The organism is Devosia sp. P1_H9, from assembly GCF_056405135.1.
Genome location: NZ_JBFUCQ010000009.1, coordinates 141,128 through 153,340 on the forward strand (window position 1 = coordinate 141,128; position 12,213 = coordinate 153,340).

The following is a 12,213-nucleotide window of genomic DNA, read 5'->3' on the forward strand; positions in this document are numbered from 1 at the left end:
TTATTCCACCGGCCGCTGGCGGCCGTGACGCAATATCAGCAGCGAGTGAAGGATTGGCGCGCCCTAAGAGATTCGAACTCCTGACCCCCAGATTCGTAGTCTGGTGCTCTATCCAGCTGAGCTAAGGGCGCGCACGGCCGGGATAGCGTTCCGGCGGACGGCGTGACCCATACATTGCGTTCCGCAGCATTGCAAGCAGGGTTGCGACGACAATTTTGACGCGTCCGTGACAGTCAGGCGATACGGATCGCGCGGGGCAGCGTTACGTCGAAGCGGGTGCCCACCGGCTGGTCGACAAAGCTGAGCTTGCCGCCATGCGCTTCGGTCAGTTCGCGGGCGATGGCGAGGCCGAGGCCTGTGCCGCCGGCGCGGGCGGAACCTTCGAAGGCGACGAACAGGTTCTCGCGCGCCCGTGGCGGCAGGCCGGGACCGTTGTCCGTCACCGACAGGGTCAGCCATTCCGGGGTCTCGGTCAGGTCGACCTCGACATAGGGCGCCTCGATCTTGCCGGCGGCGGCTTCCAGCGCCTCGCGGGCGTTCTTGAACAGGTTGTCGAAGATGCGGGCGAACTGGTCGGGGTCGGCCGAGATCGAGACGGCGTCGGGCACGCCATTGGTCCAGCGGATCGAGGGGTGGCCGACGAGGCCGGCATCGAATGCCGCTTCATCGAGCAGCAAATGCAGGTCAACCGGCACCGGGCGCGGCGGGGTGGCGCTCTGGCGGCCGTAGTCGAGCACCGACTGGGCAAAGCCGATGGCCTTGTCGATCGACAGCACGAGGCGCGGCGCCAGGCGCTGCACCTTCGGGTCGTCGAGATTGGCCACCTGGTCGGAGAGCAGTTGTGCCGAGGTCAGGGTGTTGCGCAGGTCGTGGTTGATCTTGGCCACGGCGAGGCCGAGGTCGGCGAGGTGCCGGCGTTGGCGCAGCATCGAGTAGATGTCGGACTCCATGTCGGCCAGCTCGCGCTCCATGATGCCGATCTCGTCGCGCCGGTCGCTGGGGGTGACGATCAGCGCCGCATTCTCGGGCGCTTCGGAGAACTCCACCATGTTGCCCGTCAGGCGGCGGATCGGGGCGATCAGGATGCGCGATACGAAGACGTAGAGGACCGCCGAGGTGATGATGGCGAGGATCAGGGACAGGAAGAACAGGTTGCGCGAGTAGAGCAGCAGCTCGGTGCGCAGCGGGGCCTCCGGCATCAGCACCTCGATGACCCGGTCGGGCATGCCGTCTTCCTCGCCGACGATGCGCAGGGTCCGGTTGGAGCCGAGCACCAGCGTCTCCAGCGCACCGAGGATCAGCGTTGCCGGGTCGCGCTGGCGCAGGTCCACCGTCACCGCTTCGCGCGGCATGGTGACGTTCTCGAGCTCGATCAGCTGGCTTTGGCCCTCGCGGCGATAGACGATGGCGAGCGCCCCGGCGGAGGTCAGCAACCGGTCGGTCAGCATGCGCGGCAGGTTCATGGCATCGGGGACGGCATCGAGCACGCGGGCGGCGACGACGCCGACGCGCAACCGGTCGTTGAGCCAGCTCTGGCGGAAGTTGGCGGCCGACGGCAGGTAGATCACCACCTCGACCGCGAGGATCACCACGATGAGGGTGGCGATGATCTTGACGGAGAGCCCCGAAAACGGGTCCGGCATCGCGCGGTTTGCTGTGGCCATTGATCGATGATTAGCGGGGAAAGGCGCCGCTTTCCAGCGGCAACACGCGACAAATACCGCTTACCCGAGCAGCTTGTTGAGGCTGATCCACTGTTTGACCAGCGGCTTCTGCGTCTCGCCGCGGCGGAACTCTTCGCCGAGGCGGACGACGATCTCGGCAAACGAGGGGTAAGGGGCCACGAGCTCGGCGAGTCTGCCGGCAGGGAGCCCCCCCGTCATGGCGAGGGAGAACATCGAGACCAGTTCGCTCGCACCGGCTCCGACGACGCCAGCGCCGAGGATGCGGCCCGAGCGATCGGTGATCAGTTTTGCCAGCCCATAGGTCTCACGTGTGGCTCGGGCCCGGTCATTGTCGGCGTAGGACCACCGGGTGACGCGGAAATTGACGCCGTGCCTGGTCCGCGCCAGGGCTTCGTTGAGCCCCACCTCCGCGAGTTCCGGGTCGGTCGAGACGACGCGCGGCACCCGCAGCGCGTCCGGCTGCGCGAGGACGCCGAGCAGCGCGTGGCGCACGACGATCTGCGCTTGCCGCACGGCCGCTTGCACCGACTGCCCGCCGGCGGCATCGCCGACAGCGTAGATGCGCGGGTTGCTGGTCTTCAGCCCCCGCGACAGCTGCGGCAGACGCGGATCGCCCTTGTTCATCTTGACGCCGGCCTTATCGAGTTCGAGGCCGGAGAGATTGGGGATGCGCTCGGGGGCGACGAGGATGTGCGAGGCGTCCAGCAATTGGTCGACATCGCCGTTCTGCAAGGCGACGCCGATGCCCAGCGAGCGCGGCTGGATGGCGGTAACGACCGCGTGGGGGCGAAGGCTCACCCCCTCCTCGACCAGGCGCTTCAGCGCTACCGCGGCAAGCTCGGGGTCGAAGCCGGCGAGCATGGGGCCGTTCTCGACCACTGTGACCTCGGTGCCGAGCCGGCAATAGGCCTGCGCGAGTTCGAGCCCCAGCGGTCCGCCACCGATGACGACGAGATGGGTGAGCTTTCGGGTGTTGTCGAGAATTGTCTCGCTGGTGAAATACGGGACCGCGTCGAGCCCGGGGATCGACGGCACGGGCAGTCTCGCACCGGTGGCGATGACGAAACGCCTGGCGCGGATCTCGATGTCGCCGACCGTCACCGCGCGGCGGTTGATGAAGCGCGCCGTGCCGCGGACGATCTCAACCCCCAGCGCTTCGAGGCGACCGGCGGCGTTCTGCGGCGACAGCGCGGCGATTACCTGATCGACATGATCGTGAACGCGGCGGAAATTGATCTTGGGGTCCTCGGCGGTGATGCCGAAAGCTGCGCCGTCGCGCATCGCCTGCGCATGGGCTGCGGCAGCAGCGAGGGCCTTGGCCGGGATGGCGCCATGGCTCAGGGCGTTACCGCCCAGCTTCGCCTTCTCGACCAGCACCACCGAGGCACCATAGGCGCGGGCCAGTTCGGCCACCGCCAACCCGCCCGATCCGGCCCCGATGACGCAGAGGTCGGGAGTAAGGATATCGGCCAATCTCGCCCTCTCGGTGCCCTGGGGACTAAGGCCCCGCGCCTCATTATCACCGGCTTCGTGCACGACAATAGTGGGCGAGATCAAGCCAGTGTGGAAATCGGCAGTTTTCGTCGCCCGGAAAAGCCTTTCTGCCGCAGCGCCGTCGCGTTGACTTCACCGAACCAATTCCCTATAAGCCGCCCCAATCTGCCGTAGGCGCCCTTTCGAGGGCTCGACCGGCAAGCACCTTGCTGCAGTCAAGAATAAGAGGAACCGCGCGCCGGCGTGGTCAGATCGTATGTCGAAACGCACTTTCCAGCCGAGCGTACTCGTTCGTACCCGTCGCCACGGCTTCCGCGCCCGCATGGCGACCAAGAACGGCCGCAAGATCCTGAACCGCCGCCGCGCTGTCGGCCGCGCCAAGCTCTCGGCCTAAGGCATTGGCCGTGAACACGGCCAACCCGCAGGAAAGCGCTTTGCCGCACGAAAGCGCTTTGCCGCAGGAGGTCGCTTTGCGGCGCCTCAAGAACCGGTCCGAATTTCTGGGAGCCGCCCGAGGCAAGCGCGTCGGGCGCTCTGCGTTTTCGCTGCAGGCGAACGCGCGTGACCTCGAGGAGCCGGGCATCGGCTTCACGGTCACCAAGCAGATGGGCAATTCGCCACAGCGCAATCGTATTCGCCGTCGCCTCCGGGCGGCCGCCAAGGCTTGCGCCAGCGGGTTCGAACCCCAACATGACTACGTGCTCGTCGGGCGCCGCGAGGCGTTGAGCATTCCGTACGGCCAGTTGGTCGATGACCTCGGTGCCGCCATTTCCAAGATTCATCTGAAGAAGAAGAGCTGATGCAGTCCGAAAACAACCGCAACATGATCATTGCGATCGTGCTCAGCGTCGTGGTGCTGTTCGGATGGCAGTTCTTCATTGCCGGACCACAGCTGGAGCAGGCGCAGAAGCGCGCCGCCCTCGAGCAGGCGGCGCAGCAGCAGGCCGGTACGCCTGCCGCGACGGACACCAGCCTCGCGACGCCCGCGGCCAATGGTACGGCCCCGGCCGCAGTTGGCGAGGGCGTCGGCAATGCCACCTTTGCCGACCGCAACGCCGCGCTGGTCGCGACGCCGCGCATCAAGATCGATACCCCGGCGCTCAGTGGCTCGGTCGCCCTCATTGGCGGCCGCCTCGATGACCTGCAGCTCAAGCGCTACACCGAGACAGTCGACGCCAGCTCCCCGATCGTCACTCTGCTGATCCCGCCGGGTGCGCCGGGTGGGTATTACGTCGAGCAAGGCTGGGCGCCCGTAGGCAGTGCAACCACGGTGCTCCCGGGCGCCGACACGGTCTGGGCCGTCGAGGGCGACAACCAGACCGTCACGACTGCGACGCCGGTGACGCTGGTATGGGACAATGGCGCCGGGCTCATCTTCCGCCGCACGGTCGGCGTCGATGAGAACTACCTGTTCACCATCACCCAGTCGGTCGAGAACAAGACCGGCGGCGATGTGGCGCTCTACCCCTACTCGCGCATCGTGCGCCAGGGCATCCCACACGTGCAGAACTTCTTTGTCCAGCACGAAGGCCCGCTCGGCGTGCTCGGACCCAACAACCTGGTGTCGAAGAAGTACTCTGACCTCAAGGCCAACGAGCCGGTGGACTATACCAGCCCGACCGGTGGCTGGCTCGGCATCACGGACAAGTACTGGGCGACGGCCGTGCTGTCGGAACCCGGCAAGCCGCTCAACGCGCGCTTCTCGCGGTCGTTGTCCGGCGCGCTCGATATCTTCCAGACCAGCTTCGTCGAGAGCACCCCGGTGGTCGTGCCGGCGGGCGGCAAGGCCGAATCGAAGTCCTTCGTGTTCGCCGGCGCCAAGCAGACCCGCATCATCGATGCCTACGACAAGAACTACGGCTTCGATCGGCTCGAGCTGCTGATCGACTGGGGCTGGCTGCACTTCATCACCCGCCCGATGTTCGAGCTGATCCAGTTCCTCTACGGCATCCTTGGCAATTTCGGCCTCGCGATCCTCGGGGTGACAGTCATCGTCAAGGCGCTGTTCTTCCCGCTGGCCAACCGCTCCTACGCCTCGATGGCGGCGATGCGGCGCGTGCAGCCGGAAATGAAGGCGATCCAGGAGCGCTTCAAGGAAGATCGTCCTGCCCAGCAGCAGGCGATGATGGAGCTCTACAAGAAAGAGAAGATCAATCCGCTCAGCGGCTGCTGGCCCGTGCTGATCCAGATTCCGGTGTTCTTCTCGCTCTACACCGTCATCTTCATCTCGCTCGAGATGCGCCACGCGCCGTTCTTCGGCTGGATCGTCGATCTCGCGGCGCCCGATCCGACCAACATCTTCACGCTGTTCGGCCTTATCCCGTGGAACCCCACCACGCTGCCGTTCGTCGGCAACCTGCTGCACCTCGGCGTCTGGCCGCTGCTCATGGGCATCACCATGTGGGTGCAGATGAAGCTCAACCCGCCGCCGCCGGATCCGACGCAGGCGATGATCTTCAACTGGATGCCGATCATCTTCACCTTCATGCTGGGCTCGTTCCCCGCCGGCCTCGTAATCTACTGGGCCTGGAACAACCTGCTCTCGGTGACGCAGCAGTATTTCATCATGAAGCGCCACGGCGCCGAGGTGAACCTGCTCAGCAACATCGCCGCCACCTTCAAGCGCAAGCCGAAGGCTGCGGACGGCAAGGCGAGCTGACGCAACAAGGGTGATCAGGTGCTGGACACCATCTGCCTGATCACCGGGCCCCGCACCGGGGCCAACCACCTGATGCAGCTCGGCGGCAACTTCGCCGAGCTGAAGACCTTCCCCGAACTGTTCGAGAGCCTTGCGGAGCGCATCGAGCCGGACAACGTGCTCGAGCGCGCGGCGGCCGAAGCGCAAGCCGAACGCAAGCGGGTCCTCACCTTCAAGCTCTGGCACGATACACTCGAAGCCGAGACGGTGGAGCAGCTGGTGCTGTCCCGCCCGGGCACACGGGTGATCTTCGTCGTCCGCCGCCAGATCGATGCCTACATCAGCTGGTGCAAGGCGATTGAGCTGGGCAAATGGCAGGGCGTCGATACCTCGGGCGTCCATCTGACTCTCGATGCCAACGACTTCGCCGCGTGGATGGAGGCGCAGGAGCGCTGGTACGACCGCTGGCGCAACTGGCTCAACCGGCGGTTCCTGCCCGCCCCGATCCTCCGCTACGAGACCGATCTCGACCAGCCACCGGAATGGGCGCTGCGCCGTTTCGCCGCTGCCGCGGCACAGGTCGGAGTGACGCTGCGGGTGCCGGCGAGCCTTCCCGTCGCCGGGCTCACCAAGCAGGACCGGATCAAGGCCGCCGCCGACAAGGTCGACAACTGGCCGGCTTTCTCGAAGGCGCTGGTGGCGCGCGACCTCGAGAAGCGCGCCTTCGGCTATCCGGTCTAGCCTTCCCTTCCGGCGCCGCCTCCCCTATGGGAAGGCAATGAGCGAGACACAATCGAAGTTCAGCGAAGACCAGATCGAGGCCGGGCGGCTGTTGTTCGCGCGGCCGTTCGTCTTCATCAAGGGGTGCGTGCGCATCGCCGACCTGCCGCCGGCCGACCGGATGGAGATTGCCTTTGCCGGCCGCTCCAATGTCGGCAAGTCGTCGCTGATCAATGCGCTGACCGGCACAACTGCCCTCGCCCGCACCTCGAACACGCCGGGCCGGACGCAGGAACTCAACATCTTCGAGAGCCAATCTGACGAACTCCGCATCGTCGACATGCCCGGCTATGGCTATGCCAAGGCGCCCGAGGACAAGGTGAAGCAGTGGACGCGGCTGATCCACCAGTACCTCACCGGCCGACCGAACCTCCGGCGCGTCTACGTGCTGATCGACGGCCGCCATGGGCCGAACGCCAACGACGCCTCGGTGATGAACGAGCTCGACAAGGCGGCGGTGAGTTACCAGATCGTCGTCACCAAGGCGGACAAGCCGAACAAGACCGAACTCGACGCGGCCCTCGCCAAGACGCGCGCGGCGATTGCCAAGCGCCCGGCGGCGCATCCCGAGCTGATCCTCACGTCGAGCGAGACCAAGCTGGGCGTGGAACAGCTGCGGGCCGAGATCCGGCAGCTGATGGAGCACTAGCGGGCGAGGAACGCCCCTAGCCAGCCGGCAACGTCCTTGCTGTGCGACGGCTTTGCTACCGATCCGACCGCCGTGTCCACCACCTCGTCTGGTGCCTTGCCGCGACGCAGTTCCGCCAGCGCCAGGGTGTAGTCGTCGAGGAATTCGGGGTGCGGCTGGAGGCTCAGGGCCTTGCCGTTCTTGTAGACGAGGCCGGCGTTCGGGGTGAATTCGGAGCCGAGGAACACCTCCGCGTCCTTTGGCGGGACGATCACCTGGTCCTGGTGCGAGCAGGCGATGGAGAGGGTTGGCAGGTCGGTGGCGAGGAAGGCGGGGCGTGCCTTGACCTCGTAGGTGTGGCGGCCGAGGCCCCAGCCCTTCTCGGACTTGCGCACGTCACCGCCCAGGGCGTCGGCCATGATCTGGTGGCCGAAACAGATGCCCAGCATCGGCGTATCGGCGGCGTAGGCCGAGCGGATGAAGGCGCGGAGGGGATTGAGCCAGGCGTAGTCGTCGTAGACGCCGGCGGCGGAGCCGGTGATCAGGATGCCGTCGAGCTTGCTCGCATCGGGGAACGCGGCGCCGTCGTAGACTGGCACGGTCTCGTATTCGAAGGGCTGCCCCGCCTCGTCGAACATGCGCTTGAACATTGGCGGGTAGGCGCCGAACTGGGGGCGCAGGGCGGCAGGGACGTCGCCGGTCTGGATGATCGTGAGCTTCATGGCGAACGAGAAATGGATCGGTTCGCGCGGGGACGCAAGATGGCGGGTAGCGCGGCTGGGTTGCGCAGAAAAAGGGGCCCGCGCTTCTGTGCGAGCCCCAGTTTGGAGAGTTCGGTGATCGGGATCAGCCCTCGGCGGGGGTAAAGGTCAGCGCCAGGCCGTTCATGCAGTAGCGCAGGCCCGTTGGCTGCGGGCCGTCGGTGAAGACGTGGCCGAGATGGCCGCCGCAGCGGCGGCAATGAACTTCGGTGCGGGCCATGCCGAGCGTGTTGTCGGTGGCCTCGCCGACGGCGTTGTCGAGCGGCTGATAGAAGCTGGGCCAGCCGGTGCCGCTCTCGTACTTGGTCTTGGAATCGAACAGCGGCAGTTCGCAGCCGGCGCAGTTGAAGGTGCCGACCCGATGCTCGTTGAGCAGCGGCGAGGAGCCTGGCGCCTCGGTGGCTTCGTGGCGCAGCACCTCGAAGACCTTTGGCGGAAGCTTGGCCTTCCACTCCTCTTCGGTGAGCGTGATTTCGAAAGTGCCTTCCGCGGCGCGGCTGGCGCCCATCGGGCGGAACATCAGCGCTGCCGCGCCGAGGGCGGCTACGGCGGTGCCGCCGAGTAGAAAAGTACGGCGATCGACTTGCATGGGGTGAGGCCTTTTCAGCGGTTGCCGGCAGTTTATCCGCCCTGTCGGCCAGGAGCATTCAAATGCTCGTGTCCCGCAAGGCAACCCCAGCGGGACACGAAACAGGCAAGGCCCATCTTGCGGCGGACAGATGGGCCAGTGCCGAAGGTTACATCTTGGGCAGAAGCACCTTGTCGATGACGTGGATCACGCCGTTCGACTGGACGACGTCGGCGATGGTCACGTTGGCGACGCCACCGGCTTCGTCAGTGATGGTGACCTTGCCGCCATCGGCCTTCAGCCACAGCTTGCAGCCGCCCACGGTGGTGACCTCGTGGGTGCCGCCATCGTCCATCGCCATCTTGGTGATGTCGGTCGACATCGCCTTGGCGGCGATGACGTGGCAGGTGAGGATCTTCACCAGCTGGTCCTTGTTCTCGGGCTTCAGCAGGTTCTCGACAGTACCGGCCGGGAGCGCATCGAAGGCGGCATTGACGGGAGCCAGCACGGTGAACGGACCAGCGCCTTTCAGCGTCTCGACCAGGCCAGCGGCCTTCACGGCGGCGACGAGCGTGGTGTGATCGGCCGAGTTCACGGCGTTGTCGATGATGTCCTTGGTTTCCGACATCGGCGCGCCGCCGACCATCGGGTTCTCGGCAAAGGCAACACCGGAGATCGCGGAGACCGACAGCATGGCCGAGACAGCAAGTGCGCGAAGAGTGGAGAGCTTCATTGTTTGGTTCCTTCCTTTGGCAGTGTCCGCGTTGTTCTCTTGGCGGGACAGCGTGAGATACGGAGGGAACTTCCGGCCGGTTTCGGATCACATTTCGCTTCTGGCGGGATTATTTGGGGGTGGTGGCGAAACTTCTTGGATGGAGTTTTCGTAGCCGCGCGGGAGGGGTTGCTGGCGTAGACGGCCCCCTCCCGGCCTCCCCCATGAAGGGGGAGGTGAAGAGTCGAGGCTGTGGTTCGGTCGTGCCCGATGCTCGATGCGGCACCTCCCCCATCATGGGGGAGGCCGGAAGGGGGCCGTCTGCTGGTGGATGCGACCGGTCAGATCGCGGTCGCCATGCCCTTGGCGACGATGGGCCCCTGGGGGGCGCCGGTGGGCGAACCGCCCTTCTGCTCGAGGGTGACGGCGAGGACGGTGCCTTCGCCGAACTCGCCGGGCATGGGCGGCATCTTCATGTCGGAGCGGCCCATCGGCACCACGCCCATCGAGATCGGGGCGTTGGCGCCCTGGATGGCCCAGAGCTCGTAGTCCTTGTCGGGCACCGCATCGCCGCTCAGCGCGGTGAGCCGGACGCTGCCGGTCATCGGGTTGTAGAGCGCGACGAAGCTGACATTGCTGCCCTGCTCGCTCAGCGCCGCCACCAGCTGGTTGGCGAACATCTGCGGGTCGAGCCGTGGCGGCTGCAACAGGTTGACGCCGATGGCGACCACGGCGACCGCTGCGGCTACCCCGGCCAAGCCGCGCCACAGGGCCAGCGAATTCCACCAGCCGCCGCGCGCTTCCGGCTGGCCGCCGAACAGCCGCGCTTCCAGCCGGGACAGCCCGCCGGCGGGCGCCGTCACTTCGGCGAACTCGTTGTCGAGCGTCGCGAGCCGGGTGCGCCACAGGCGAAGGTCGATGGCGAGGTTCGGCTCGGTGGCGATGCGATGCGCGACGGCGGTCAGCTCGGGGCCCTCGAGCAGGCCGAGCGCGTATTCGGCGACCAGGACCTGGTCGTCTTCCCTACCGCCGCTGTGACCTTCCGTGCTCATGCCGACAGGCACTCTCTCAGTTTCAACAGGCTGCGCCGCAGCCAGGTTCGCATCGTGTTCAGCGGCACGCTGTGGCGCGTCGCCAGTTCCTCGTAGCTGAAGCCGTCGAGATAGGCCCCGCGCACACAATCGGCCTTGTCGCTCTCGAGCTCATCGAGGCAGCCGTCGATGCGCGTGCGCTCGGAACTGTCGATGGTTGCCTGTTCTGGATCAGGCCCACCATCGGCAAGGTCGAGCACGAGGTCGATATCATCGCTCACCGGCTTTCGCGCCCGGAGTGCATCCAGGGCATGGTTGCGGGCGACCGCCACCAGCCAGCTGATCGGGCTGTAACCTCCGGCCACGTAGCGGTCGGCGCGTTGCCAGATCTTGACGTACACTTCCTGCAGCGCCTCTTCGGCTTCCGCTCTGTCCTTGAGGATACGCAGCGTTACGCCGAAAAGTTTCGCGCTGGTGCGGTCGTAGAGATCACGAAAGGCCGCACGATCCCGCAACGCGATGCGGGCAATGAGGTCGGCGATCTCGGCGCTCGCGGGGCTGCTCATGGCGCGAACTTAGCCAAAGGCTCGTCATATGCCTATCCCTGCCCCCGCCGGTCACGAAATCTTCGTGTTTGTTTTGTTGATGCGCGCCGGGGCTCAAAAGCGCTTTCGACTCCGGCGGAATGCGCTATAGGACGAGACACAATGGATACACAGCGCAAGATGCCCGATATCGAGAGCTTCTCCCGGGACGCCGCCGTCCTGTCTCAGGCACTGCCTTACATGCAGCGCTACGAGGGCAAGACCGTCGTCGTGAAATATGGCGGGCACGCCATGGGCGACAACGCGCTGGGCCAGGCCTTTGCGCGCGACATCGCGCTGTTGAAGCAATCGCGCGTCAATCCGATCGTGGTGCATGGCGGCGGGCCGCAGATCGCCTCGATGCTGAAGAACCTCGGCATCGAATCGAAGTTCGAGGGCGGGCTGCGCGTCACCGACAAGCGGACCATGGAAGTGGTCGAGATGGTGCTGGCCGGCTCGATCAACAAAGAGATCGTGGCGCTGATCAATGCCGAAGGCGAATGGGCCATCGGGCTTTGCGGCAAGGACGGCAACATGGTCTTTGCCAAGAAGGCCACCAAGACCGTCAAGGACCCCGGCTCGAACATCGAGCGCGAACTGGATCTCGGCTTTGTCGGCGAGCCGGTGGAAGTCGACCGCACGCTGCTCGACCAGCTTGCCCGTTCCGAGATGATCCCGGTGATCGCGCCGGTGGCGCCAGGGCGCGACGGCAATACCTACAATATCAACGCCGATACGTTCGCCGGCGCCATTGCCGGATCGCTCGGCGCCAAGCGCCTGCTGTTCCTGACCGATGTCGATGGCGTGCTCGATGCCAACAAAAAGCTGATCCCCGAGCTGTCGATGCGCGATGCCAAGGCGCTGATCGCCGATGGCACCATCAATGGCGGCATGATCCCGAAGGTCGAGACGTGCCTCGAGGCGCTCGACAATGGCGTCGAGGGCGTGGTGATCCTCAACGGCAAGACGCCGCACGTGGTGCTGGTCGAGCTGTTCACCGAGCATGGCGCCGGAACGCTGATCGTCCGGTAGGGCGAGCAGAGGCGCCCGACAGCCCTTCGGCTTCGGTAGATTCAAAGAACGAAGCGGGACCGGCGAGGCGTTTGCCCCGTAGCGGTAGTCCGCAGATGAAAGAGGCTCACGCCTCGCCGGCCGGCCGGGGTTTTGGGCCTATGCCACCAGGGCCGGGGCGCATCCCCTGCCGCATCGCGAGAAACGTGGGACCTCGGTCGGCGGCCGGAATGCCAGCACCGCGTTTCCTTGCTCCCGCCCGGCTCATGCGTGCCAGGCTTCGTCCCTTGGGCCACTCCGCATCGAGCGACCCTCGCGTGA

Annotated in this window: 13 protein-coding genes and 1 tRNA gene; 6 read left to right on the forward strand and 8 right to left on the reverse strand. The window is 65.9% G+C overall.

The window, feature by feature from the left end; translation table 11 throughout:
• Positions 1-54: 54 nt before the first annotated feature.
• The 3 genes from AC1DYL_RS17860 to AC1DYL_RS17870 all read right to left on the reverse strand — a co-directional run bounded on the left by AC1DYL_RS17860 (position 55) and on the right by AC1DYL_RS17870 (position 3,158).
• Positions 55-131 (reverse strand) — tRNA-Arg (locus tag AC1DYL_RS17860).
• Positions 132-233: 102 nt separating this feature from the next.
• Positions 234-1,643, reverse strand: a complete 1,410-nt coding sequence (locus AC1DYL_RS17865; protein ID WP_477174215.1) for a sensor histidine kinase — start codon at positions 1,641-1,643, stop codon at positions 234-236.
• 81 nt (positions 1,644-1,724) lie between these two features.
• Complete coding sequence (locus tag AC1DYL_RS17870; protein ID WP_477174216.1) at positions 1,725-3,158, reverse strand: dihydrolipoyl dehydrogenase family protein; 1,434 nt, start codon at positions 3,156-3,158, stop codon at positions 1,725-1,727.
• 277 nt (positions 3,159-3,435) lie between these two features.
• Here AC1DYL_RS17870 and rpmH point away from each other — a divergent pair, with 277 nt between their 5' ends.
• The 5 genes from rpmH to yihA are packed head-to-tail and all read left to right on the forward strand — an operon-like array spanning position 3,436 to position 7,246.
• Entirely contained in the window at positions 3,436-3,573 is a 138-nt protein-coding gene (gene rpmH, locus AC1DYL_RS17875; RefSeq protein ID WP_477150720.1) for a 50S ribosomal protein L34, read from the forward strand.
• A 10-nt stretch (positions 3,574-3,583) separates the two neighbouring features.
• Entirely contained in the window at positions 3,584-3,979 is a 396-nt protein-coding gene (rnpA, locus tag AC1DYL_RS17880; RefSeq protein WP_477150721.1) for a ribonuclease P protein component, read from the forward strand.
• Positions 3,979-5,838 (forward strand): membrane protein insertase YidC, encoded by a 1,860-nt coding sequence (yidC, locus tag AC1DYL_RS17885; protein WP_477174217.1) that lies wholly within the window; start codon positions 3,979-3,981, stop codon positions 5,836-5,838. Before rnpA ends, yidC begins: the two co-directional genes overlap by 1 nt.
• Positions 5,839-5,856: 18 nt before the next feature.
• Positions 5,857-6,558: a hypothetical protein gene (locus AC1DYL_RS17890; RefSeq protein WP_477174218.1), complete on the forward strand. Its 702-nt coding sequence runs from the start codon at positions 5,857-5,859 to the stop codon at positions 6,556-6,558.
• Positions 6,559-6,595: 37 nt separating this feature from the next.
• Positions 6,596-7,246, forward strand: coding sequence for a ribosome biogenesis GTP-binding protein YihA/YsxC (yihA, locus tag AC1DYL_RS17895; RefSeq protein WP_477174219.1), 651 nt, complete (start codon positions 6,596-6,598; stop codon positions 7,244-7,246).
• Here the strand turns inward: yihA and AC1DYL_RS17900 are convergent.
• From AC1DYL_RS17900 to AC1DYL_RS17920, 5 genes are all read right to left on the reverse strand, one after another.
• Positions 7,243-7,947 (reverse strand): type 1 glutamine amidotransferase, encoded by a 705-nt coding sequence (locus AC1DYL_RS17900; RefSeq protein WP_477174220.1) that lies wholly within the window; start codon positions 7,945-7,947, stop codon positions 7,243-7,245. The genes yihA and AC1DYL_RS17900 overlap by 4 nt on opposite strands.
• A gap of 124 nt (positions 7,948-8,071) precedes the next feature.
• Positions 8,072-8,575, reverse strand: a complete 504-nt coding sequence (gene msrB / locus AC1DYL_RS17905; protein WP_477174221.1) for a peptide-methionine (R)-S-oxide reductase MsrB — start codon at positions 8,573-8,575, stop codon at positions 8,072-8,074.
• A 148-nt stretch (positions 8,576-8,723) separates the two neighbouring features.
• Positions 8,724-9,287, reverse strand: coding sequence for a fasciclin domain-containing protein (locus AC1DYL_RS17910; RefSeq protein ID WP_477150727.1), 564 nt, complete (start codon positions 9,285-9,287; stop codon positions 8,724-8,726).
• Between the two features lie 320 nt (positions 9,288-9,607).
• Positions 9,608-10,318, reverse strand: coding sequence for an anti-sigma factor (locus AC1DYL_RS17915; protein WP_477174222.1), 711 nt, complete (start codon positions 10,316-10,318; stop codon positions 9,608-9,610).
• Positions 10,315-10,863 carry a sigma-70 family RNA polymerase sigma factor gene (locus tag AC1DYL_RS17920; RefSeq protein WP_477150729.1) on the reverse strand — a complete coding sequence of 183 codons (549 nt, stop codon included), beginning with the start codon at positions 10,861-10,863 and terminating at the stop codon, positions 10,315-10,317. Before AC1DYL_RS17920 ends, AC1DYL_RS17915 begins: the two co-directional genes overlap by 4 nt.
• Before the next feature lie 141 nt (positions 10,864-11,004).
• Between AC1DYL_RS17920 and argB the strand changes: the two genes are divergently transcribed.
• On the forward strand, positions 11,005-11,913 hold the full coding sequence (gene argB / locus AC1DYL_RS17925; protein WP_477150730.1) for an acetylglutamate kinase: 909 nt from the start codon (positions 11,005-11,007) through the stop codon (positions 11,911-11,913).
• The last annotated feature ends 300 nt before the right edge of the window (positions 11,914-12,213 follow it).

What these genes read in the sequence shown, in the direction of transcription:
- AC1DYL_RS17865 (WP_477174215.1), bottom strand. Translation starts at nt 1,643, where the DNA reads ATGCCGGACCCGTTTTCGGGGCTCTCCGTCAAGATCATCGCCACCCTC.
- rpmH (WP_477150720.1), top strand. Translation starts at nt 3,436, where the DNA reads ATGTCGAAACGCACTTTCCAGCCGAGCGTACTCGTTCGTACCCGTCGC.
- yidC (WP_477174217.1), top strand. Translation starts at nt 3,979, where the DNA reads ATGCAGTCCGAAAACAACCGCAACATGATCATTGCGATCGTGCTCAGC.
- yihA (WP_477174219.1), top strand. Translation starts at nt 6,596, where the DNA reads ATGAGCGAGACACAATCGAAGTTCAGCGAAGACCAGATCGAGGCCGGG.
- AC1DYL_RS17900 (WP_477174220.1), bottom strand. Translation starts at nt 7,947, where the DNA reads ATGAAGCTCACGATCATCCAGACCGGCGACGTCCCTGCCGCCCTGCGC.
- msrB (WP_477174221.1), bottom strand. Translation starts at nt 8,575, where the DNA reads ATGCAAGTCGATCGCCGTACTTTTCTACTCGGCGGCACCGCCGTAGCC.
- AC1DYL_RS17910 (WP_477150727.1), bottom strand. Translation starts at nt 9,287, where the DNA reads ATGAAGCTCTCCACTCTTCGCGCACTTGCTGTCTCGGCCATGCTGTCG.
- AC1DYL_RS17915 (WP_477174222.1), bottom strand. Translation starts at nt 10,318, where the DNA reads ATGAGCACGGAAGGTCACAGCGGCGGTAGGGAAGACGACCAGGTCCTG.
- AC1DYL_RS17920 (WP_477150729.1), bottom strand. Translation starts at nt 10,863, where the DNA reads ATGAGCAGCCCCGCGAGCGCCGAGATCGCCGACCTCATTGCCCGCATC.
- argB (WP_477150730.1), top strand. Translation starts at nt 11,005, where the DNA reads ATGGATACACAGCGCAAGATGCCCGATATCGAGAGCTTCTCCCGGGAC.